Source organism: Herbidospora sp. RD11066, assembly GCF_054661255.1.
The window spans coordinates 457,064-477,973 of the sequence record NZ_BAAGDO010000001.1 but is presented as its reverse complement, the minus strand read 5'-3'; the positions used below and the strand labels follow the sequence as shown (position 1 = coordinate 477,973).

Below are 20,910 nucleotides of genomic sequence, written 5' to 3'. Positions count from 1 at the left end.
ACCGGTCCTCGTTCCAGCCCCCGTTAATGTCCTCACTGTGGCGTACCTCGACGCGGCATCGACCGAGCCCCTCCATCCGGCGGCCCGGGAGGCCATGCTGGCAGCTCTCGACGTGGGGTGGGCCGACCCGGCCCGGCTCTACGGTTCGGCCCGGCGGGCGCGGCTGCTGCTCGACCAGGCGCGGGCCGAGATCGGCGAGGTGCTGGGGGCCCGTCCCGACGAGCTGTCGTTCACCTCGTCGGGCACCCAGGCCGTGCACCTCGGGCTGCTCGGCGCCCTCCAGGCCCGGCGGCGGGTGGGGCGTCATCTGGTGGTGAGCGCGGTCGAGCACTCCAGCGTGCTGCACGCCGCGGGCGTCCACGAGCGCGACTCGGGGACCGTGGAGACCATAGGTGTCGCCCTCTCCGGGCGCGTCGACCTGCCTGCGTTCACCGAGGCGGTGGCGGCCGAGGGGGTCGCGGTGGCGGCGCTCCAGACGGCCAACCACGAGGTGGGCACGCTCCAGCCGGTGGCCGAGGCGGCCGCCGCGTGCCGGGCGGCCGGGGTGCCGCTGGTGGTCGACGCGGCCCAGTCGGCCGGGCGGCTGCCGATCCCCTCAGGATGGTCGGTGCTGGCCGCCAGCGCGCACAAGTGGGGCGGCCCGGCCGGGGTCGGGGTGCTCGCGGTCCGCAAGGGCACCCGCTGGCGCTCCCCCTATCCCGAAGACGACAGGGAACAGCGCCGGGTGCCGGGCTACGAGAACGTGCCCGCCGTGGTGGCCGCCGCCGCCGCGCTGCGGGCCCGCGCGGCCGAGGCCGCGACCGAGAACGCCCGCCTGTCGGCGCTGGTCGACCGCATCCGCGCCGAGGTCCCGCGCCGGGTCCCCGACGTCGAGGTGATCGGCGATCCGGTGGATCGCCTCCCCCACCTGGTGACCTTCTCGTGCCTGTACGTCGACGGCGAGGCGCTCCTGACCGAACTCGACAAGGCCGGTTTCGCCGTCTCGTCAGGAAGTTCGTGTACGGCGAGTACGCTTCGACCATCACACGTGCTGGAGGCGATGGGCGTGCTTACGCATGGAAATGTCCGGGTATCGCTGCCACGTGGGATCCCCGAAGACGACGTCGAACGGTTCCTCACCGTTCTCCCCGACCTCGTTCTTCGCGTCCGTCAGCGTCTGGGGGTGCGGTGATCTGGCGTAGGAAGTCGTCCGTCGAGGTGGTTCCGCCGGTCGCGCCGGTCATACCGGAGGCGGCGCTGACCATCGACGCGCTGGGCCGCAAGTGCCCGATCCCGATCATCATGCTGGCCGAGCGGGTCGGCGAGGTGCCCCTGGGCGGGGTGATCTCCGTGCTGGCCGACGACCCGGCCGCCTTCACCGACATCCCGGCCTGGTGCCGGTTGAAGTCACACGAACACGTCGAGAGCTACGAGCTGCCGCAGGGCGGCTGGGCGATCCACGTACGCCGCAAATACTGAAAGCCGCCCGCTGACAGAGCGGGCGGCATTTCGAGCGATGATCGAAGGCGCAGTCCTGTTCGGCGGCCGCCCCCTACCTGGCGGGCGGCGGTCCGAGCGGAGACTACGGGCGCAGGCAGCGCAGGTGGGCGCCGATCTCCTCGGCGGCGTCCTTGCCGTAGCAGCCGGCGAAGCGCTCGAGGAAGTCGGCCTGGCCGAGCTCGTATTCCTGGCCGCCGACCCGCTCCAGCACGTGGGTGGCGGTGAGGTTGCCGATCTGGGCGCAGCGCTCGAGGCTCAGGCCCCAGGTCAGGCCCGCGAGGAAGCCCGAACGGAAGGCGTCGCCGACGCCGGTCGGGTCGGCCTTGCCGCGCTCGGGGGCCGGGGAGACGTGGATCGACGGCTCGCCCTTGCGGTCGATGCGCGAGCCCTTCGGGCCGAGCGTGGTGACCCGGACGCCGACGCGGTCGAGGACCTCTTCGTCGGACCAGCCGGTCTTCTGCTCGATGAGCCCCTTCTCGTAGTCGTTGGAGAAGAGGTAGGCCGCGCCGTCGATCAGCTCGCGGATCTGCTCACCGGGCATCCGGGCGAGCTGCTGGGAGATGTCGGCGGCGAAGTCGATGCCGCGCGATTTGCACTCGGCGGTGTGGCGCAGCATGGCGTCGGGGTCGTTGGGGCCGACGAGCACGAGGTCGAGGCCGCCGACGCGGGCCGCGATCGGGCCGAGCTCGATCTGCCGGGCCTCGGCCATCGCGCCGGTGTAGAACGACGCGATCTGGTTGTGGTCCTGGTCGGTGGTGCACAGGAACCGCGCGGTGTGGTGGAGCTCGGAGATGTGGACGGAGTCACAGTCGACGCCGTGCCGCTCCAGCCAGGACCGGTAGTCGGCGAAGTCGTCGCCGACCGCGCCGACCAGGATCGGCCGCAGACCCAGGCCACCCATGCCGAACGCGATGTTGCCCGCGCAGCCGCCGCGCCGGATCTCCAGCTCGTCGACGAGGAACGACAGCGACACGCGGTCGAGCTGCTCGGCGATGAGCTGATCGCCGAAGCGACCGGGGAACGTCATCAGGTGGTCGGTCGCGATGGAGCCGGTGACGGCGATGCGCACGGGGTTTTCTCCTCGTTGTCAGCAGCGCGTGAACGCCCGCCGGAGCGCGAGCCCAGCAAGAATACGCGATATCCGGACGGGCCCGGGACAGCGTGGAGACATGGCAAGACACCCGCGTGCCCGAAAGCGGGTGCGCGGGTGTCTCGCCGGCACTCCTTAGTTGAAGGAGTCGCCGCAGGCGCAGGACCCCGTGGCGTTGGGGTTGTCGATCGTGAAGCCCTGCTTCTCGATCGTGTCGACGAAGTCGACCGTGGCGCCGATCAGGTAGGGGGCGCTCATCCGGTCGGTCACGACAGAGACGCCGCCGAAGTCGGAGACGACGTCACCGTCCATCGACCGGTCGTCGAAGTAGAGCTGGTAACGAAGGCCCGAACAGCCCCCCGGCTGCACCGCGACGCGGAGGTGGAGGCCCTCCTCGCCCTGCTGCTCCAGCAGGCCCCTGACCTTGGCGGCGGCCGCGTCGGTAAGGTTCAGGCCCTGCCGCGTGGTCTCGCTGCTCTCAACCGTCATGTTGGTGACTCCCACCGTCTGAAACTGACGTCCTTCTAGAACGTTAGCAACACGTTGGCCCTGTCCCTACATTCCCGGGACGGACACCCTGCCGGAATACAACCCAAAGCGGATGTGTAATGTAGTAGTCGTCAGTTCGACGATAAGTCCCCAAGGGGGTGTGGTCGTGACGACCACGAGTCTTCCTCTCTTCGTCCTCGGGCAGGGCGTCGACCCGCACAGCGAGCGCGGTGTCGACTGCCCCGGCGAGCTCCCGCCCGCCTCGGACCCGGCGCTGGTGGCGCGGGCCCGCGCGGCCAAGGAGGCGCTCGGTGATCGGCTGTTCGTGCTGGGTCACCACTACCAGCGCGACGAGGTCATCCAGTTCGCCGATGTGACGGGCGACTCCTTCAAGCTGGCCCGCGAGGCGGCCGCCCGGCCCGATGCCGAGTTCATCGTGTTCTGCGGCGTCCACTTCATGGCCGAGTCGGCCGACATCCTGACCTCGGACGCCCAGAAGGTGATCCTGCCCGACCTCGCCGCCGGCTGCTCCATGGCCGACATGGCCACCTTCGACCAGGTCGAGGAGGCCTGGGAGGCGCTGGAGGACGCCGGGATCGCCGGGGTGACGGTGCCGGTGACGTACATGAACAGCAGTGCCGACATCAAGGCGTTCTGCGGGCGGCACGGTGGCGCGGTGTGCACCTCGTCCAATGCCAAGAAGGCTCTTGAATGGGCCTTCGAGCAGGGCGAGAAGGTCCTGTTCCTGCCCGACCAGCACCTCGGCCGCAACACGGCGGTGCTGGAGATGGGCCTGAGCCTGGACGACTGCGTGGTCTACAACCCGCACCGCCCGAACGGCGGCCTGACCGTCGAGCAGCTGAAGAACGCGAAGATGATTCTCTGGCGCGGCCACTGCTCGGTGCACGGCCGGTTCACCGCCGAGAACGTCGACGACGTCCGGGCGCAGGTCCCGGGCGTGAACGTGCTGGTGCACCCCGAGTGCCGCCACGAGGTCGTGACCAAGGCCGACCACGTGGGCTCGACCGAATACATCATCAAGGTCCTGGAGGCCGCGCCCGCCGGGTCGACCTGGGCCGTGGGCACCGAGCTCAACCTGGTGCGGCGGCTGGGGACGATGTTCCCCGACAAGCGGGTCATGTTCCTGGAGAAGACCGTCTGCTACTGCTCGACGATGAACCGCATCGACCTGCCCCACCTGGTCTGGGCGCTGGAGTCCCTCGCGGCGGGGCAGGTGCCGAACCAGATCACCGTCGACGCCGACACCACCCACTGGGCGAAGGTGGCGCTCGACCGGATGCTGGCCCTGCCGTAGCGGCTAGCGCAGCTCGAAGACGACCTTCACGCTGAGACCCACCGACTGGCGGCCCGGAGAGATCGACTTGTCCGAGGCCGCCATCAGGTGGATGCCCTCGAACGGGATCGGGGTGTGCCCCTCGCCGTTCTCCTGGACGCTGAGCACCGCGCCCAGGGTCCGGCCGGTCAGCCCGGCGTACTGCTTCGCCTTGGCCAGGGCGTCTTTGTAGGCGGCGTCGCGGGCGGCCGACAGCGCGGCGGCCGGGTCGCCGATCTCGAAGTTGATGCCGTTGAGGCGGGCCTCCTCGCCCGCGGCGGCGACGGCGTCGACCACCCGGTCGGCGATGTCTAGGTCGCGCACGAGCACCTCGACGCCCTGCCCGGCGCGGTAGCCGGAGACCTTCGGGTAGTCGTCGTATTCGGGGCCGAGGGAGATGTCGCTGGTGCGCAGGTCGTCTTCGGCCACGCCCGCGTCGAGCAGGGCCGAGCGGAGGGCTGCGGCGGCCGTGCGGGCACCGCTGAACGCGGCTCCGGCCGTCGCGCGGCGGACCTCGACACCGGCCTGGAGGCGCATGCGGTCGGGGGCGGCGGAAACGGTGCCGTTGCCGGTGACGGTGATCTTCGCGTCGTCTGCCACGACCCCGGCATACCCTGCGGACGTCGCCGCGAACGCCGGGGTGGACAGGAGCCCGGCGGCGAGGAAGGCTGCCGCGGTCGCGTACCTGAGGTTGATCATGGGCGCGATCCCATCATCCGACCCGCCGCGGGGAACCGCGCGCCACGCCCTCCTTGGTCACATCCTGGTGTTGTCGGTCCATCGCTTGAGCAGGGCGTCGTCGCCCTCGACGGCGTAGTCGCCATAGCCCCGGCGGCCCCACATCAGCAGCAGGATGTCGGCGGCCGTGGCGGTGCGGACGGTCACCTCACCGGGCATCGCGGACACCTCGTAGGTGAAGCCGTCGGGATAGAGCGTGACCAGGAAACCCACGCCGGTGTCGGACTGCCACGACAGGCGCTCGCCGTCGCCGGTCAGGTCACGGGGGTTCCAGTCGGCGTGGGGCAGGGTGTCGAGCAGTTCGGAGACGCCGTCGGCCGCGACGCGCTCGTCGATCCGGGGCGTGTGGCCGAGCGCGATGTCGGCGTCGGCGCCGTGGACGGTGTTCTCGTGGAGCTGGCGGCGGGCCCACCAGATCACCGGGCGGGGGCCCGACCAGGTCCAGACGACCGTCGACGGGTCGTGGGCCAGCAGACCCCTCTTGAGGGGCTCGGCGCCGGCCGCGAACCAGTCGGCGTAGCCACCGTCGTCGGCGGGCAGGCCCAGATCCACCGCATCCCGGTCGAGCCGCTCCTGACGGGCCTCCCCGGCCACGATCGCGGCCCTGCGGTGGGTGCTCCCGGTGTGCACGACCAGGTCGCGCAGGCTCCAGCCGGGACACGTCGGCACGGGCCTGTTCAGGTCGTGACCCCGGATGGCGTCGGCCATGCGGGTGATCCGCCCGGCCACCGCGTCGGCGTATTCCTGCTGGTCCACGCGTTCCCCCTACAGTCCGGGCGCCCCCCACACCGCGAACCAGCGGGACAGGTCGGCCTCGATGGGCAGGTCGCCCGCGAGCGTGCCGCGCGCCTGCAGTTCCAGGGCGTTGTCACGGCGTTCGCCCGGCAGAGGGGCGAACGGGTAGAACGTGCCCTGCTTGTAGAGGTATACCAGGGCGAGCCGCCGCCCCGTGGGGTCGGCGAACACGACGGTCGTACACAACAACGAGCTGCCGAACCCGGCGGCCTCCAGGCTGGAGTTGGCGCCGTGGAGGTTGGTGACCAGTGCCGAGACGTCGTCGTCGCGGACGGTCAGCCAGGTGAAGCCGTAGGCGTCCTGGGTGATCTCCGGCTGCCCGACGAGGGCGCGCACGTCCTCCTGGAGGCGCGCGAACGCGCCGCCCTCGGCGGCCCGGAAGCAGACCGAACCGACCCCGGCCGGGGCGAAGGTGGTCGCGACCTGCAGGGTGATCGCGGCCGAGGGCAGCGCGAACAGCGCGTCGAGATCGGGTTTCGCCTGTTTCGACCGGCCGAGGAGCGCGTCGAACCAGCCCATCAGGCCTCCCTGCCGAGCTCGCCGGAGATCCGGGCGAGCTGTTCGAGCCGCTTCTCCAGCGGCGGGTGGGTGGCGAAGAGCGAGGCGACGCTCGCCCGGTTCAGCGCCGGCGCGAAGTAGAACGCGTTGAACGACTGGGCCTCGCGCAGATCCCGCGTCGGAATGCGGGAGATCTCACCGGTGACCTTCGTCAGGGCGCTGGCCAGCGCGGACGGCCGCTGGGTCAGATAGGCCCCGGCCCGGTCGGCGGCCAGTTCGCGATAGCGCGACAGCAGCCGGGTCAGCACAAAGCTGACGCAGTAGACGATCGTGGAGACCAGCACGATGATCAGGCCGATCGGCAGACCGCCCTGGTTGTCGCGGTTGCGGCCGAGACCGGCGTAGAGGGCGAACCGGGTCATCAGCCCGGCCACCACGCCGAGGAACGAGGCGATCGTCATGACCGCGACGTCACGGTGGGCCACATGGGACATCTCGTGGGCCAGGACGCCTTCGAGCTCGGGCGGATCGAGCCGCCGGAGCAGGCCGGTCGTCACGCAGACGACGGCGTTCTTCTGGTTGCGCCCGGTGGCGAACGCGTTGGGCACGTCGCTGTCGGCGACGGCCACGCGGGGTTTGGGCATGTCGGCCAGGGCGCTCAGGCGGTCGATCATCGCGTGGAGCTGCGGGGCCTCCTGTGGCGAGACCTCTCGTCCGCCCATCGCGTACAACGCGATCTTGTCGGAGTAGAAGTACTGCACCAGCAGGAAGCCCGCCGCGATGACGAGAACGACGACCGCGCGTGCCCCGACGGCGATGAGCACCGCCATGAACACGACGTAGAGCAGGCCGAGCAGGAACATGGTCAGGACCATGCGGCGGGTCAGCCCGGAGTCGGGCCGGAACCGGGACACCGGGTCAGCCCGGGATGAGCCCCTGGTCGCCCAGCATCTCCCGGACTTCCTCGATAGAGGCGTCCGCGGGGGGCAGGATCAGCTCAGACGGTTCCAGGGCGTCGTCCGCGAGGGGCGCTCCGACATGGCGGACCTTGTCGAGGAGCGCGTGCAGCGCGGAACGGAACGTGGGCTCGTCGTCGGTGTTGATGGCCGACTCGAGCTCGGTGTCGAGGGCGTTGAGCACGTCGAGGTCGCCGTCGGCGATCTGGACCTGCCCCTCCCCCATGATTCGGACGATCACTGTTATGCCTCCCCCGGCTGGCGGTATTGCTGGGTGTGCTGGGGCTGCGGCTGCTGGCCGGGCTGCCCCTGCTCGATGGCGCTCTTCGGCGCCGGCCCCTGGCCCAGCTCGGCCTTCATGCGGGCCAGCTCCAGCTCGACGTCGCCCCCGGCGCCCATGCGGTCGAGCTCGGCCTGGATGTCGTCGCGCGGGCCGCCCGAGTAGTCGTCGAGCGCGCCGCTGGCCAGCAGCTCGTCGATCGCACCGGCGCGGGCCTGCATCTGCGCGGTCTTGTCTTCGGCCCGCTGGATCGCCAGGCCGACGTCGCCCATCTCCTCGGAGATGCCGGAGAAGGCCTCGTTGATGCGGGTCTGGGCCTCGGCGGCGGTGTAGGTCGCCTTGATGGTCTCCTTCCGGGTGCGGAAGGCGTCGACCTTGGCCTGGAGGCGCTGGCTGGCGAGGGTCAGCTTCTCCTCTTCGCCCTGCAGGTTGTTGTACTGGACCCGCAGGTCGGCGACCTGGCCGGCGATGGCCGTGCGGCGCGAAAGGGCGTCGCGGGCGAGGTCTTCACGACCGGCGGCCAGGGCGCTCTTGGCCTGCTGCTCACGCTTGGCGGCCTCGGCCTCGGCCTGGTTGATCTGCAATTCGACCCGCTTGCGGCTGGTCGCCACGTCAGCCACGCCGCGCCGGACCTTCTGGAGCAACTCGAGCTGGCGCTGATATGAGTAGTCCAGGGTCTCCCGCGGATCCTCCATTTTGTCCAGGGCCTTGTTGGCCTTGGACCTGAAGATCATGGAAAGTCTCTTCATCACGCTCATGCGCGTCGGCCGTCCCCTTCTTAGGTTGTGCGTGGGTAACCCCAGCCGTTTCAAGCCCCGCAAAGGCGGCCAAGGCCGCCTGGGTTCACCCTACGCATAACGCACGGGGGCGTCACTAAGTTGCACTCCCGGTACGCTGGACAACGTGTTCCGACGTCGTACCCAGACCACCACGGACGCTACCCCCGTCCCTGATGTTGATCCTAAGCCTGCCGTGACCCCTGCGAAGGGCCGTCCTACGCCCAAGCGCAGTGAGGCCGAGGGGCGCCGCCGGTCACCGGTGACGGCACCGAAGAACCGTAAGGAGGCCTACCGGCAGGCGCGCGAGCGCGACCGGTTGCTCCGCAACAAGGCCAGAGACGGCATGATGCGGGGTGAAGACCGTTATCTCCCTGCTCGTGACCAGGGCCCGGTGCGGAAGTTCGCCCGCGACTTCGTCGACGCCCGGCGGCTTCCCGGGCAGTACTTCCTGCCCGCGGTGCTGATCATCATGTTGCTGTCGATGATCCCGTTCCCGATCGAGATCCGCCGCATCGTGCTGACCGTCTACACGATGTCGCTGCCGGTCGTGCTGGTCCTCGTGGTGGGCAGCTCCTTCTATGTGGCGGGCAAGGTCAAGAAGCTCGCGGCCGAGAAGTTCCCCGACGAGAACCTCAAGGGCGTCGGCTTCTACGCGTCCATGCGGTCCTCGCAGATCAGGCGCCTGCGCTTCCCGAAGCCGACGGTGCTCCCGGGTGGTGCGCCGGTCCCGGAAACCTCCCCCAAAAGGTAGAGATTTGTACCTTGTTGTCTAGAGTTGGCCCATGGAATTCCGCCACCTGGGCCGCAGTGGCCTCGTCATCAGCGAGATCAGCTATGGCAACTGGATCACCCACGGCTCGCAGGTCGAGGAGGACGCCGCCCGCGCTTGCGTGAAGGCCGCCCTCGACGAGGGCATCACGACCTTCGACACCGCAGACGTCTACGCGGGCACCCGCGCCGAGGAGGTCCTCGGGCGCGCCCTTCAGGGCGTCCGCCGCGAGTCGCTGGAGATCTTCACCAAGGTCTACTGGCCGACCGGGCCGGGCCGCAACGACCGGGGCCTGTCGCGCAAGCACATCATGGAGTCGATCAACAACTCCCTGCGCCGCCTCCAGACCGACTACGTCGACCTCTACCAGGCCCACCGCTACGACTTCGAGACCCCGCTCGAGGAGACGCTGCGGGCCTTCGACGACGTCGTGCGGCAGGGCAAGGCCCTCTACATCGGCGTCAGCGAGTGGCCGGCCGAGAAGATCGCCGAGGCGCTGCGGATCGCCGGGGAGATGGGCTTCGACCGGATCATCTCCAACCAGCCGCAGTATTCGATGCTCTGGCGGGTCATCGAGGGCGAGGTCGTGCCGCTCTGCGAGCAGGAGGGCGTCAGCCAGATCGTCTGGTCGCCGATCGCCCAGGGCATCCTGACCGGGAAGTACCTGCCCGGCCAGCCGCCGCCCGCGGGCTCCCGCGCCACCGACACCAGCGGTGGCGGCGACACCATCGCCCGTCTGCTCGACGACGACCTGCTCACCCGCGTGCAGGAACTCAAGCCGATCGCCGCCGACCTGGGGCTCTCGATGGCCCAGTTTGCGGTCGCGTGGGTGCTCCAGAACCCCAACGTGGCCTCTGCGATCATCGGCGCCTCGCGGCCCGAGCAGGTGAGCGACAATGTGAAGGCGGCCGGGGTGAAGCTCGACGCCGACGTGCTGAAGAAGGTCGACGACATCCTCGGCCCGGTGGTCGTGAGCGACCCCACTCTCACGCTCACCAACACTCCCAAGAAACGCCCGTAAAACAAAAGGCCCGCCATTCACGGCGGGCCTTTTTCATTCCTGTGGGCGCAATGACATTCCCTTGTATTCCACCCGGTCGCCATCGAGCAACGTCACCTGTTCGACACCGGATTCCAGCAGCTCACGCCAGCTTTCTCCGAGCCATGACTCCGCATCGGCCTGACTGGGAAACACCTCGCGCGACAATTCGGCGGCGGATACCTCACCACCATTAGCGTTTTCATAACGCCAGCGCCATGTCATGCCATACGCTCCTGTTCGCGGCCGCTCGTTCCCTCCAGGGGAAATCCGAAGGGTGCCTGGGAACCCTATCTCCCCGAGCCTCAGAACCCGAGCACGGAGGCCATTCCATGCTGCCCTCACATCCTTGCAAACTGTTGATCCGCGTCACTCTCGGTGCGCTCGTCGTCGCCGCGCTGTCGGCGTTCGCGCCCCAGCCGGGCCCCGACACGCCACGCGCCTGGACCTTCTGGCAGAGCGACGGCCTGGCGTGGCTCCTGCCGGAGTCCGGCGGCGTGCCGGAGGACGGATCGGTCATCGGCTGGCGCTTCGGCGTCTCCCCCGACGGCACCGGCACCGACTCTCCCCGCGAGGTCCCCGTCTTCGACGACGTCTGCGGCAAGCAGGCCGCGTCGTCGGGCCAGAAGCGCGTCGTCCTGGCGGTCGACTTCGGCGACGGCGAGGTCGACGCCTACCCCGGCGACACCCCGCCCCAGAGCACGGTGACCTGCGTCGTGGCCCCGGCGGCCGCGACCTCACTCCAGCTCCTGTCCTCGGACACGACCCGCCCGCGCGTCGACGAGACCGGCAACGTCCTGGCCGTCAGCGGCTACCCCGCCAAGAACACCGCGACCGGCAAGGAGCTCCCGGTCAGCCGGTCGGCTCCCGCTCCCGCACCTGAGGAGGGCGGCTCTCCGGTCCTGCTCATCGCGGGCGGCGCCGTCGCGGTGGCGGCGGGCGTCGGCGTGTTCTTCCTCCTGCGCCGCCGCGCCGGCTGAAACCTGTTCCCCCAGGCGCGAACCCGCGGGTTCCGGCCGCCGCCCGGCCCTCTAGGGTTTCGGGCGGCGGTCTTCTTTCCGTACGAGTTCGCGAGCCACCCGGCTTCAAGAAGGCGGGGCGCCTGTCTCGATGCGAGTGCGGCGCAGAGGTCTCCACTTGGGCGCGAGGTGCCGTCGATCTCGGGAGCATGGGCGCCCCGTCGACGTCGCCGGGCAGGGCGGGTGAGTGCCGCCGCCCCTGAAGGATGGGGATCTGGGGTTGTTTTGGACGGAAGGAGCACGGGGTGAAGGTCGAGCTGACCGGGACGGGTGGCCCTGAGGGGTGGCCGTCCGATGGGTGTGCGTCGTGCCGGTCGGTGGGGCGGGAGCGGCGGCCTCTTTCCGTGGTGGTCGACGACAACGCCGCGCTCGACGGATACGAGCTGGCGCGGACCGACGACGGCGACATCGTCATCGGGCCCGACGGCGGGAGCCTGCTGTTCGCCAACGGAACCGGCGGAACGGGCCCGGGGCCCGCGTTCGACCTGGTGCTCATCGACCTGCTCGACGACCCCTTCCGGCTCGGGGCGCTGCGGAGCCGCGGCCTGGTCAACCGCGCGACCCAGGTGGTGGCGATCGGGCTCGACCACCGGATCAGGTCGGAGGCCGAGCTCGATCGGCGGCTGGCCTACTGGGGCGCGGTCCACGTCCCCGACGGGACGGTGCTGGAGACCTCCGAACGGGCGGCCCATGACTCTGCGGGGCCACACCGGATGATCGTGCTGGGCGGCACCCGGTCGGGGAAGTCGGAGGAGGCGGAGATGCGACTCGCCGGCGAGCCCGACGTCCTTTATGTCGCCACCGGCGACGCCCACGGCGACCAGGCCTGGACCGACCGCATCGCAGCCCACCGGAACCGCCGCCCGGCCCACTGGCGCACCCGCGAGACCCGCGACCTGGAAGACGTACTGACGACCGAAACCGGTTCGGTCCTGATCGACGGCCTCGGCACCTGGCTCGCGGGCGTCTTCGACGACCTCGGCGCCTGGGACGACCCGGGCAGGGTGCGCGGCGCCTGCGACGGCCTGGTCGCGGCCTGGCGGGCCACCCGGGCGCGGGTCGCCCTGGTGAGCGACGAGGTCGGCCTCGGGGTGATCCCGGAACACGCGTCGGGCCGGATCTTCCGCGACACCCTCGGCGAACTGAACCGCCGCCTGGCCGACGAGTCCGAGGAGGCGACCCTCGTGATCGCCGGACGGGTCACCCCCCTCCCATGACGACGAGACCAGGAGCTCCGCCCCAGCCCCGACGAGATCGCGGGACGGCCCGCTTCGCTGCCACGACCGCTGCGGCCGGACACCTCGTCGGCGCCTCGCTGCCGATACGGCGACCACGCCGCGAAGAGGGCGTCGACCTGGGCGCGGTCGTCATCGGCCCCGGAAGGTGGCGTTGTCGATCGGCTCCGCGCATGCGTGGGAGCCGGCCGTGAAACCGCAAGCCCGGGAGTGGGTGGACGCCTGGTGGCTTTCGGTTTCGCTGCTGAGTGTGGTGCCGGTCCCCAGGCACTCCGCCGTCGATGCCAAGGTCGCCGGGCGCGCCATGGCGTTGGCGCCACTGGTCGGGGGGCTACTCGGGGCAGTGGCGGCGCTGGTGGGGCAGGGGGCCGTGTGGCTGGGGCTGGGGCGGTTGACCTCCGCGCTGCTGGCGCTGGGGACGCTCGCCCTGCTCACCCGGGCGCTGCATCTCGACGGGCTGGCCGATCTGGCCGACGCGCTCGGGAGCGGGAAGGCCGCGCCCGAGGCGCTGGCGATCATGAAGCGGTCGGACATCGGGCCCTTCGGGGTGGTCGCGCTGCTGTTCTGCGTGGGGCTCCAGGCGACCGCCTGGGGTGAGGTGGGACCCCACGTCCTGTGGGTGTTGCCGGTCGCCGCGGCCACCGGGCGGCTGGCCGTCACGTGGGCGTGCACACCCCGCTTCCGGGCCGCCCGGCCCGGGGGGCTGGGGGCGCTCGTGGCGGGAACAGTGGGGGTGCCGGTGGCGTTGGCGTCTACTGGCATCGTGGTCATCGTCGCTATGATCGCGTTTCGCGACGTTCCGATGCTGGTCAGCGCGGTGCCCATCGGGCTGGCCGCCGCCTGGTTCATCCTCGCCACCGCCCAAAAGCGGCTCGGGGGGATCACCGGGGATGTGCTCGGGGCGCTCGTCGAGGTCGCGACCGCGGCGTGCTTGCTCGCCAGTGCGGTGACGTTCACCGGCCCGTAAACATCCCCCAACCTATTGGTAGGACGAACCCGAGTTTATGAGTACGGAGAAAGCACAGCTAGCATCGGCTCACGTGACCACAGTGCGCGTCAATGCATCTGACACGGTCTCCATAGAGACCGATGCCCTCGTAATCGGCATCCACGCCACCCCGGAGGGCCCACAGGCCGCGGCCGGGGCCGCCGGCCTCGATCAGGCCCTGGGCGGACGGCTCGCCGCCACGCTGACCGCGATGGGTTTCGCGGGCAAGCCCGAGGAGATCGCCAAGTTCCCCACGTTCGGCGCAATTCCGGCGCCGCTCGTCGTCGCGGTGGGGCTCGGCGCCCCGCCCGCCGACGGTGAGTCCCTGGAACTGGAGACCCTCCGCAGAGCCGCCGGTGCCGGGGCGCGCGCGCTGGCCGGCACCGCGTCGGCGGCCGTCGCGCTGCCCGCCGCCACGGCCGAGGAGGTCGAGGCGGTCGCCATCGGCACCATCCTCGGCGCCTACTCCTTCAGCCGCTACCAGACCAACGGGCAGCAGAAGGCGCCGCTGGCCGAGGTGGAGCTGGTCACCTCCGCGTCCGGGGCCGAGAGCGCCGTCGGCCGCGCCGCGACGCTGGCCGATTCGGTCACGCTGGTCCGCGACCTGGTCAACACGCCGCCGTCCGACCTGTGGCCGGCCCGGTTCGCCGAGATCACCGAGGAGATCGGCGGCAAGAACGGGCTGAGCGTCGAGGTGCTCGACGAGATCGCCCTGAAGGAGAACGGCTACGGCGGCATCGTCGGCGTCGGCCAGGGTTCGTCCCGCCCGCCCCGGCTGGCCCGGGTGGCCTACTCCCACCCGCAGGCCACCAAGACGATCGCGTTCGTCGGCAAGGGAATCACCTTCGACTCCGGCGGGTTGTCGCTGAAGCCGTCCGCGTCGATGGACTGGATGAAGTCCGACATGGGCGGCGCGGCCGCCGTGCTCGGAGCCCTGCTGGCGGTCTCGCGCCTCGGGCTCCAGGTCAACGCCGTGGGCTACCTCTGCCTGGCCGAGAACATGCCGTCGGGCACCGCCCAGCGGCCCTCCGACGTGCTGCACACCTACAGCGGCAAGACGGTCGAGGTCCTCGACACCGACGCCGAGGGGCGCCTGGTGCTCATCGACGGCATCGCCCGCGCCGCCCAGGACTCGCCCGACCTGATCGTCGACGTGGCCACGCTGACCGGCGCCCAGATCGTGGCGCTGGGCTGGCGTACGGCCGGCGTCATGAGCAACGACGACGACCTGCGCGGCACCGTGGTCGAACTGGCCGGGGCGCAGGGCGAGAGCGTGTGGGGCATGCCCCTGCCCGGCGAGCTGCGCAAGGGGCTCGACTCGCAGGTGGCCGACATCGCCAACCTCCACCCCGAGCGGTGGGGCGGCATGCTGGCGGCGGGCGTCTTCCTGCGCGAGTTCGTGCCGGAAGGGGTTGACTGGGCCCACATCGACATGGCGGGCCCGGCGTTCAACAAGGGCGAGCCCTACGGTTACACCCCCAAGGGCGGCACCGGAGCGATCACCCGCACGCTCGTCGCCATCGCCGAACGCTATGCGGGCTGAGCACACGATCATCCAAGACAAGTGAAAAGATGCCGTACCACGGCAGTATTCATTAGGGAGCTTTCCAGTGGCTGAAGGCAGCGGCCCCTTCGACATCGTTGTCCTAGGCGGCGGTAGCGGTGGCTACGCCTGCGCCCTGCGGGCGGCCGAGCTCGGCAAGAGCGTCGTTCTCATCGAGAAGGCCAAGGTGGGCGGCACGTGCCTCCATCAGGGGTGCATCCCCACCAAGGCCCTGCTGCACGCCGCGGAGCTGGCCGACCAGGCGCGTGAAGGCGAGTCCTTCGGCGTGAAGACCCGTTTCGACGGGATCGACGTGCCGGGCGTCCTCGCCTACAAGGACAAGGTGATCAGCGGGCTCTGGAAGGGCCTCCAGGGGCTCATCAAGAGCAAGAAGATCACCGTGGTCGAGGGTGAGGGCCGGCTCACCGGTCCCAACCAGGTGACCGTCAACGGCGAGGTCTACACCGGCCGCAACGTCGTGCTCGGCACCGGCTCGGTGCCGAAGTCGCTTCCCGGCCTCGACATCGACGGCCAGCGGGTCATCACCAGCGACCACGCCCTGGTCCTCGACCGGGTGCCGTCGTCGGTGATCATCCTGGGCGGCGGCGTCATCGGCGTCGAGTTCGCCAGCGTGTGGCGCTCGTTCGGCGCCGAGGTGACGATCGTCGAGGCGCTCCCGCACCTGCTCCCGCTGGAAGACGAGTCCAACTCCAAGCTGCTGGAGCGGGCCTTCCGCCGGCGCGGCATCAAATACGAACTCGGTCAGCGCTTCGAGAGCGTCAAGACCACCGACACCGGGGTCGTCGTGTCCCTGGAGGGCGGCAAGACCCTCGACGCCGAGCTCATGCTGGTCGCGGTCGGGCGTGGCCCGGTCTCGGCCGGTCTCGGCTACGAGGAGCAGGGGATCTCGACCGACCGGGGCTACGTCCTGGTCAACGAGTTCTGCCAGACCAGCGTCCCGGGCGTCTACGCCGTGGGCGACCTCATCCCCACGCTGCAGCTGGCCCATGTCGGCTTCGCCGAGGGCATCCTGGTCGCCGAGCACATCGCGGGCCTCCCGGTCGTGCCGATCGACTACGACGGCGTGCCGCGCATCACCTACTCCGAGCCCGAGGTCGCCTCGGTCGGCATCAGCGGCGCGACCGCCCGGGAGCGCGGCCACGACGTGGTCGAGCTGAGCTACAACCTGGCGGGCAACGGCCGCAGCAAGATCCTGCAGACCCAGGGTGAGGTCAAGGTCGTCGCCGAGAAGAACGGCGGCCGCGTGCTGGGCGTCCACATGGTCGGCGCCCGGGTCGGCGAGCTCATCGCCGAGGCGCAGCTCATCTACAACTGGGAGGCGACGGCGGGCGACGTGGCACAGCTCATCCACCCGCACCCGACGCAGTCCGAGGCCCTCGGCGAGGCCATGCTGGCCCTGGCCGGCAAACCCCTCCACGTCCACAACTAAGAGCCCTCTAAGGAAGACGAAGACTCACCATGCCTGTCTCCGTAACCATGCCCCAGCTCGGCGAGAGCGTGACCGAGGGCACCGTCACCCGCTGGTTGAAGTCGGAGGGCGACCACGTCGAGGCCGACGAGCCGCTGCTTGAGGTGTCGACCGACAAGGTCGACACCGAGATCCCCTCGCCGTCCGCCGGCTACCTGACGAAGATCCTGGTCTCCGAAGACGAGACGGTCGAGGTGGGCGCCGAGCTCGCCGTCATCGACTCCAACGCCGCCGAAGGCGGCGCTCCGGCCGCCGCGCAGGAGCCGCCCGCCGCGGCCCCCGCGCCGGAACCGGAGCCCGAGCCCGAGCCGGAGCCCGCCCCGGTGCAGCAGGCCGCCCCCGCGCCGGCCCCGCAGCCCGCGCCCGCCCCGGCCCCGGCCCCGCAGCCGGTGCAGAGCGCGCCGATCTCCTCGATCCCGCAGCCCGCTCCCCCGGCCCCGCCGCAGAGCTACCAGCCGGCCCCGGCCGCTGCCGCTCCGGCCGCCCCCGCTCCCACGGGTGACACGCCCTACGTCACCCCGCTGGTCCGCAAGCTCGCCACCGAGCACGGCGTGAACCTCGAGGAGCTCAACGGCACCGGTGTCGGCGGGCGCATCCGCAAGCAGGACGTCATCGAGGCCGCCCGCGTGCAGCGCGAGCGGGCCGCCGCCGCCCAGGCTCCGGCCCCGGTGGCCGCCCCCGCTCCGGCCGCCGCGCCGGCGCAGCAGGCACCCGCCGCCCCGGCGCCGATCCAGGTCGACACGACCCTGCGCGGCACCACCCAGAAGATGTCCCGCCTGCGCAAGGTCATCGCCGACCGCATGCTGGAGTCGCTGCAGACCACGGCCCAGCTCACCACGGTCGTCGAGGTCGACGTGACCCGCATCGCGCGGCTGCGCGACCGGGCCAAGGGCGCGTTCGAGGCCCGCGAGGGCGTCAAGCTGTCGTTCCTGCCGTTCTTCGCGCTGGCGGCCGTCGAGGCGCTCAAGGTCCACCCCAAGCTCAACGCCGTGATCAACGACGAGACCAGCGAGGTGACCTACCACGACGTCGAGAACCTCGGCATCGCGGTCGACACCGAGAAGGGCCTCATCGTCCCGGTCGTCAAGGGCGCCGGTGACCTCAACATCGCCGGGCTGGCCCGCAAGATCGCCGACCTGGCCGAGCGCACCCGCACCAACAAGATCAGCCCCGACGACATCGCCGGCGGCACCTTCACGCTGACCAACACCGGCAGCCGCGGCGCCCTGTTCGACACCCCGATCCTGAACAAGCCGCAGGTCGGCATGCTCGGCACCGGCGGCGTCATCAAGCGCCCGGTCGTCATCGACTCGCCCGAGGGCGAGGTCATCGCGGTCCGCTCGATGGTCTACCTGGCGCTGACCTACGACCACCGCCTGGTCGACGGCGCCGACGCCGCCCGCTTCCTGACGACGGTCAAGCGCCGTCTCGAAGAGGGTCGCTTCGAGAGCCAGCTCGGCCTCGCGTAACCCGTTCTCCCCCGGAACCCCGTCAGGCGCCGCCTGGCGGGGTTCCGTGCGTTCCGGCGGGCGGCCGGGAGCGGGCGCCGGGCGCCGGATGCGCGCCGGAGCGGACCCGGCGATCGGGGCCGCTGTAGGCGGGAGCCGTAACGGAAGAAGAGCCTTTCGCGTTTGAACATGTTCTCGTCCGGTACGTCACCGAACGGGGGCGCGCTACGAAGGGGTAGTCATGAAGATCGCGGTGACCGGGGCCTCGGGCCTCATCGGGACGGCGCTGACCGCCTCCCTGCGGCAGTCGGGACACGAGGTGCTCTCGTTGGTCCGGGGAGAGCCCTCGGGCGCCGGGCAGGTGCGCTGGGACCCGTCGGGCGGGGTTCTCGACCCGGCCGACCTGGCGGGGGTGGAGGCGGTGGTCCATCTCGCGGGGGCGGGGATCGGCGACCACCGGTGGACGGAGTCGTACAAGAGAACGGTTCTCGAAAGCCGGAAGAAGGGCACCTCGACGCTCGTCAAGGCGCTGAACGCGATGGACAAGCCGCCCGCCGTGCTGCTGTCGGGGTCGGCGGTGGGCTACTACGGCGACACCCGCGACCGGGTCGTCGACGAGACCGCGCCCCGGGGGGCCGGGTTCCTGGCCGACGTCTGCGGGGCGTGGGAGGAGGCCGCGCGGCCCGCCCGTGAGTCGGGCATGCGGGTGGTGAACCTGCGGACCGGCGTGGTGCTGGCGAAGCGGGGCGGGATGCTGGGGCAGATCCTGCCGCTCTTCCGGATCGGGCTCGGGGCGCCGCTGGGGTCGGGCGAGCAGTACCTGTCGTGGATCTCGCTGCCCGACTGGGTGAGCGCGGCGGGGTTCCTGCTGGGGACCGACATCGACGGGGCGGTCAACCTGACGGCGCCGGAGCCGGTCACCAACAAGGCGTTCACGAAAGCGGTCGCGGCGGCGGTGAAGCGGCCCTCGATGCCGCTGGCCGTTCCGGGCATCGTTCTCAAAACGGCCATCGGCGGATTCGCCGACGAGGGGATCCTCATGGGGCAGCGGGTCGTGCCCGCCCGGCTGACCGCGGCCGGTCACCCCTTCGCGCACCCGACGATCGGAGAAGCCCTGGCAGACGCCCTGCGGTGAGGGCGGGGGTCCCGTAGCATGGGCCCCCTCATTTTGCCGACGACACGGGAGTGAACCATGGGGCGCAGCGGGCAGTCGCACATCGTCGCGATCGGTGGCGGGTCGTTCCGCCCGACGGAGCGCTTCGGCTCGCTGGAGGCCACGGCCCTGCTCCGTTACGTGCTCGACCTCACCGGCGTCGACCGCCCGAAGCTCGGCCTCATCGCCACGGCGGTCGGCGACTCCCCCGAGTGGCTGCTGAAGATGTACGAGGCCTTCCGGGTCTTCGACGTCGACCTCAGCCACCTGTCGCTGTTCCCGATGCCCAACGTCGAGGATCCGCGCGAGTGGCTGCTGGAACAGGACGCCGTCTACGTCAGCGGCGGCAGCGTCGCCAACCTCATGGCCCTGTGGCGGCTGCACGGCCTCGACGAGGCCATGACCGAGGCGTGGGAGAACGGGGTCGTCCTGTCGGGCCAGAGCGCCGGGGCGCTGTGCTGGCACGTCGGCGGCAACACCGACTCGTTCGGCCCGACGCTGCGGCCGTGGGCCGAGGGGCTCGGGCTGCTGCCCTATTCGTGCGGGGTCCACTACGACAGCGACGACCAGCGCCGTGACCTGCTGCAGCGGTCGGTCGCCTCGGGTGAGCTCCCCGAGGGTTACGCCGCCGACGAGGGCGTCGCGCTCCACTACGTGGGCACCGAGTTCATCCAGGCCGTGACGGTCGAGCCCGAGGGTTACGCCTACCGGATCGAAAGGGATGGTGAAGAAGGGGTCAAGGAGTTCCGTATCGAACCACGGCGACTCGCGTCTACAGTTGACGTGTGAGGCTGGCGATCGTCCGACTTGGCGTCGATGTCCCCTATGAACAGGCCTGGAGCCTGCAGCGGGTCGTCCATCGGCGTCGGCTCGCCGACGAACTCCCCGATACGGCCCTTCTCCTCGAGCACGCCCCGGTCTACACGGCCGGCAAGCGCACCCGCCCCGACGACCGGCCGTCCGACGGCACGCCGGTCCTCGACGTCGACCGGGGCGGCAGCATCACCTGGCACGGCCCCGGCCAGCTCGTCGGCTATCCGATCGTGAAGATCGACGACGTCATCCCCTACGTCCGGCTGCTCGAAGAGGTGCTCATCCAGGTGTGCGCCGACTTCGGCGTGGTCGCCGGGCGGGTCGAGGGGCGGCCGGGGGTCTGGGCGCGCGGCGAGGCCCAGCACGGCATCCCCGACCGGCGCCTGGGCGCCATCGGCATCCGGGTCGAGCGCGGCGTGACGATGCACGGCTTCGCCCTCAACTGCGCCAACGACCTGAGCTGGTTCAACCGGATCGTGCCGTGCGGCATCCCCGACGCCGGGGTGACCTCTCTGTCGGCCGAAACGGGCCGGCGCATCACGGTCGACGAGGTGATCCCCTTCGCCGAGAAACGACTCGGAGTGGCGTTCGGCGCCGAGCCGGTGTCCATGTTCGAAGAGGAATTGCTGGGCCGTAGGTAATAACTCATTGGAATTGGAACCCCAGGTTGTCATGTTCCATGCCTAGACTGCGATCATGACGAACGGCGAACCTCGTCCGGACGCGATGCTGGACCATCTGATCGCCGTGCTCTCCCAGCTCACGACGGAAGACCCGCCGAGCGACCCGCAGGCGGCCGAAGCGCGGGCGATGCTGGAGCTCGGCATCGACGTGGCCTACCTCGACGATCCGGAGGGCGCGGTAATGGCCGCGGAATGGCTTCAACAGCGAGTGAAGCTCATATTAGGCCAGTTAGAGGAATGCCGAATGGGATTCGGTGAGTAGCGGGATACTCCGGCCTTTCGCCTGAAAGAACA

The 20,910-nt window shown here is 70.5% G+C and carries 24 protein-coding genes; 15 read left to right on the top strand and 9 right to left on the bottom strand.

Going from position 1 to position 20,910, the window contains the following annotated elements; all coding sequences use genetic code 11:
• Positions 1-37 precede the first annotated feature (37 nt).
• Entirely contained in the window at positions 38-1,171 is a 1,134-nt protein-coding gene (locus ACYQ78_RS02175) for a cysteine desulfurase family protein (RefSeq protein ID WP_459798934.1), read from the top strand.
• Positions 1,171-1,458 (top strand): sulfurtransferase TusA family protein, encoded by a 288-nt coding sequence (locus ACYQ78_RS02170; RefSeq protein WP_459799736.1) that lies wholly within the window; start codon positions 1,171-1,173, stop codon positions 1,456-1,458. Before ACYQ78_RS02175 ends, ACYQ78_RS02170 begins: the two co-directional genes overlap by 1 nt.
• 103 nt (positions 1,459-1,561) lie before the next feature.
• On the opposite strand, the gene ACYQ78_RS02165 is transcribed toward ACYQ78_RS02170, so the two are convergent.
• Complete coding sequence (locus tag ACYQ78_RS02165; RefSeq protein WP_459798933.1) at positions 1,562-2,548, bottom strand: carbohydrate kinase family protein; 987 nt, start codon at positions 2,546-2,548, stop codon at positions 1,562-1,564.
• A 156-nt stretch (positions 2,549-2,704) separates the two neighbouring features.
• Positions 2,705-3,058: a HesB/IscA family protein gene (locus ACYQ78_RS02160; protein WP_459798932.1), complete on the bottom strand. Its 354-nt coding sequence runs from the start codon at positions 3,056-3,058 to the stop codon at positions 2,705-2,707.
• A gap of 112 nt (positions 3,059-3,170) precedes the next feature.
• Here ACYQ78_RS02160 and nadA point away from each other — a divergent pair, with 112 nt between their 5' ends.
• Positions 3,171-4,373 (top strand): quinolinate synthase NadA, encoded by a 1,203-nt coding sequence (gene nadA, locus ACYQ78_RS02155; protein ID WP_459798931.1) that lies wholly within the window; start codon positions 3,171-3,173, stop codon positions 4,371-4,373.
• A gap of 3 nt (positions 4,374-4,376) precedes the next feature.
• Here the strand turns inward: nadA and ACYQ78_RS02150 are convergent, their stop codons facing one another.
• From ACYQ78_RS02150 to ACYQ78_RS02125, 6 genes are read right to left on the bottom strand one after another with little or no spacing between them, the layout of a single operon-like run.
• Complete coding sequence (locus ACYQ78_RS02150) at positions 4,377-5,090, bottom strand: SIMPL domain-containing protein (RefSeq protein ID WP_459798930.1); 714 nt, start codon at positions 5,088-5,090, stop codon at positions 4,377-4,379.
• 57 nt (positions 5,091-5,147) lie between these two features.
• Positions 5,148-5,885 carry a maleylpyruvate isomerase family mycothiol-dependent enzyme gene (locus ACYQ78_RS02145; RefSeq protein ID WP_459798929.1) on the bottom strand — a complete coding sequence of 246 codons (738 nt, stop codon included), beginning with the start codon at positions 5,883-5,885 and terminating at the stop codon, positions 5,148-5,150.
• Between the two features lie 9 nt (positions 5,886-5,894).
• Positions 5,895-6,443 (bottom strand): PspA-associated protein PspAB, encoded by a 549-nt coding sequence (gene pspAB / locus ACYQ78_RS02140; RefSeq protein WP_459798928.1) that lies wholly within the window; start codon positions 6,441-6,443, stop codon positions 5,895-5,897.
• Positions 6,443-7,336 (bottom strand): zinc metalloprotease HtpX, encoded by an 894-nt coding sequence (htpX, locus tag ACYQ78_RS02135; protein ID WP_459798927.1) that lies wholly within the window; start codon positions 7,334-7,336, stop codon positions 6,443-6,445. Before htpX ends, pspAB begins: the two co-directional genes overlap by 1 nt.
• A 4-nt stretch (positions 7,337-7,340) precedes the next feature.
• The gene (gene pspAA, locus ACYQ78_RS02130) at positions 7,341-7,619 is read right to left on the bottom strand and encodes a PspA-associated protein PspAA (RefSeq protein WP_459798926.1); all 279 of its coding nucleotides are present in this window, start codon (positions 7,617-7,619) and stop codon (positions 7,341-7,343) included.
• 2 nt (positions 7,620-7,621) lie between these two features.
• On the bottom strand, positions 7,622-8,416 hold the full coding sequence (locus tag ACYQ78_RS02125; protein WP_459798925.1) for a PspA/IM30 family protein: 795 nt from the start codon (positions 8,414-8,416) through the stop codon (positions 7,622-7,624).
• A 214-nt stretch (positions 8,417-8,630) separates the two neighbouring features.
• Here ACYQ78_RS02125 and ACYQ78_RS02120 point away from each other — a divergent pair, with 214 nt between their 5' ends.
• Both ACYQ78_RS02120 and ACYQ78_RS02115 read left to right on the top strand, forming a co-directional pair.
• Positions 8,631-9,188: a DUF3043 domain-containing protein gene (locus tag ACYQ78_RS02120; protein WP_459798924.1), complete on the top strand. Its 558-nt coding sequence runs from the start codon at positions 8,631-8,633 to the stop codon at positions 9,186-9,188.
• Positions 9,189-9,219: 31 nt separating this feature from the next.
• Positions 9,220-10,227, top strand: coding sequence for an aldo/keto reductase family protein (locus tag ACYQ78_RS02115; protein WP_459798923.1), 1,008 nt, complete (start codon positions 9,220-9,222; stop codon positions 10,225-10,227).
• Positions 10,228-10,260: 33 nt separating this feature from the next.
• On the opposite strand, the gene ACYQ78_RS02110 is transcribed toward ACYQ78_RS02115, so the two are convergent.
• Positions 10,261-10,470 (bottom strand): hypothetical protein, encoded by a 210-nt coding sequence (locus tag ACYQ78_RS02110; RefSeq protein WP_459798922.1) that lies wholly within the window; start codon positions 10,468-10,470, stop codon positions 10,261-10,263.
• A gap of 134 nt (positions 10,471-10,604) precedes the next feature.
• Between ACYQ78_RS02110 and ACYQ78_RS02105 the strand changes: the two genes are divergently transcribed.
• The 10 genes from ACYQ78_RS02105 (at position 10,605) to ACYQ78_RS02060 (ending at position 20,878) form a co-directional block, all read left to right on the top strand.
• Positions 10,605-11,225, top strand: a complete 621-nt coding sequence (locus ACYQ78_RS02105; protein WP_459798921.1) for an SCO2322 family protein — start codon at positions 10,605-10,607, stop codon at positions 11,223-11,225.
• 284 nt (positions 11,226-11,509) lie between these two features.
• On the top strand, positions 11,510-12,481 hold the full coding sequence (locus ACYQ78_RS02100) for a bifunctional adenosylcobinamide kinase/adenosylcobinamide-phosphate guanylyltransferase (RefSeq protein ID WP_459798920.1): 972 nt from the start codon (positions 11,510-11,512) through the stop codon (positions 12,479-12,481).
• Between the two features lie 208 nt (positions 12,482-12,689).
• A complete protein-coding gene (locus ACYQ78_RS02095) occupies positions 12,690-13,466 on the top strand; it encodes an adenosylcobinamide-GDP ribazoletransferase (protein WP_459798919.1) in 777 nt (258 codons plus the stop codon).
• Between the two features lie 37 nt (positions 13,467-13,503).
• Positions 13,504-15,030 carry a leucyl aminopeptidase gene (locus ACYQ78_RS02090; protein WP_459798918.1) on the top strand — a complete coding sequence of 509 codons (1,527 nt, stop codon included), beginning with the start codon at positions 13,504-13,506 and terminating at the stop codon, positions 15,028-15,030.
• Between the two features lie 67 nt (positions 15,031-15,097).
• A complete protein-coding gene (gene lpdA / locus ACYQ78_RS02085; RefSeq protein ID WP_459798917.1) occupies positions 15,098-16,480 on the top strand; it encodes a dihydrolipoyl dehydrogenase in 1,383 nt (460 codons plus the stop codon).
• Positions 16,481-16,509: 29 nt separating this feature from the next.
• Complete coding sequence (sucB, locus tag ACYQ78_RS02080; RefSeq protein WP_459798916.1) at positions 16,510-17,988, top strand: 2-oxoglutarate dehydrogenase, E2 component, dihydrolipoamide succinyltransferase; 1,479 nt, start codon at positions 16,510-16,512, stop codon at positions 17,986-17,988.
• A 220-nt stretch (positions 17,989-18,208) separates the two neighbouring features.
• Positions 18,209-19,102, top strand: coding sequence for a TIGR01777 family oxidoreductase (locus ACYQ78_RS02075; RefSeq protein ID WP_459798915.1), 894 nt, complete (start codon positions 18,209-18,211; stop codon positions 19,100-19,102).
• Positions 19,103-19,159: 57 nt separating this feature from the next.
• On the top strand, positions 19,160-19,909 hold the full coding sequence (locus tag ACYQ78_RS02070; protein ID WP_459798914.1) for a Type 1 glutamine amidotransferase-like domain-containing protein: 750 nt from the start codon (positions 19,160-19,162) through the stop codon (positions 19,907-19,909).
• Complete coding sequence (gene lipB, locus ACYQ78_RS02065) at positions 19,906-20,574, top strand: lipoyl(octanoyl) transferase LipB (RefSeq protein ID WP_459798913.1); 669 nt, start codon at positions 19,906-19,908, stop codon at positions 20,572-20,574. Before ACYQ78_RS02070 ends, lipB begins: the two co-directional genes overlap by 4 nt.
• Before the next feature lie 55 nt (positions 20,575-20,629).
• The gene (locus tag ACYQ78_RS02060) at positions 20,630-20,878 is read left to right on the top strand and encodes a hypothetical protein (RefSeq protein WP_459798912.1); all 249 of its coding nucleotides are present in this window, start codon (positions 20,630-20,632) and stop codon (positions 20,876-20,878) included.
• Positions 20,879-20,910 lie beyond the last annotated feature (32 nt).

What these genes read in the sequence shown, in the direction of transcription:
- ACYQ78_RS02160 (WP_459798932.1), bottom strand. Translation starts at nt 3,058, where the DNA reads ATGACGGTTGAGAGCAGCGAGACCACGCGGCAGGGCCTGAACCTTACC.
- nadA (WP_459798931.1), top strand. Translation starts at nt 3,171, where the DNA reads ATGTGTAATGTAGTAGTCGTCAGTTCGACGATAAGTCCCCAAGGGGGT.
- ACYQ78_RS02150 (WP_459798930.1), bottom strand. Translation starts at nt 5,090, where the DNA reads ATGATCAACCTCAGGTACGCGACCGCGGCAGCCTTCCTCGCCGCCGGG.
- pspAB (WP_459798928.1), bottom strand. Translation starts at nt 6,443, where the DNA reads ATGGGCTGGTTCGACGCGCTCCTCGGCCGGTCGAAACAGGCGAAACCC.
- ACYQ78_RS02125 (WP_459798925.1), bottom strand. Translation starts at nt 8,416, where the DNA reads ATGAGCGTGATGAAGAGACTTTCCATGATCTTCAGGTCCAAGGCCAAC.
- ACYQ78_RS02115 (WP_459798923.1), top strand. Translation starts at nt 9,220, where the DNA reads ATGGAATTCCGCCACCTGGGCCGCAGTGGCCTCGTCATCAGCGAGATC.
- ACYQ78_RS02110 (WP_459798922.1), bottom strand. Translation starts at nt 10,470, where the DNA reads ATGACATGGCGCTGGCGTTATGAAAACGCTAATGGTGGTGAGGTATCC.
- ACYQ78_RS02090 (WP_459798918.1), top strand. Translation starts at nt 13,504, where the DNA reads ATGAGTACGGAGAAAGCACAGCTAGCATCGGCTCACGTGACCACAGTG.
- sucB (WP_459798916.1), top strand. Translation starts at nt 16,510, where the DNA reads ATGCCTGTCTCCGTAACCATGCCCCAGCTCGGCGAGAGCGTGACCGAG.
- ACYQ78_RS02075 (WP_459798915.1), top strand. Translation starts at nt 18,209, where the DNA reads ATGAAGATCGCGGTGACCGGGGCCTCGGGCCTCATCGGGACGGCGCTG.
- ACYQ78_RS02070 (WP_459798914.1), top strand. Translation starts at nt 19,160, where the DNA reads ATGGGGCGCAGCGGGCAGTCGCACATCGTCGCGATCGGTGGCGGGTCG.
- ACYQ78_RS02060 (WP_459798912.1), top strand. Translation starts at nt 20,630, where the DNA reads ATGACGAACGGCGAACCTCGTCCGGACGCGATGCTGGACCATCTGATC.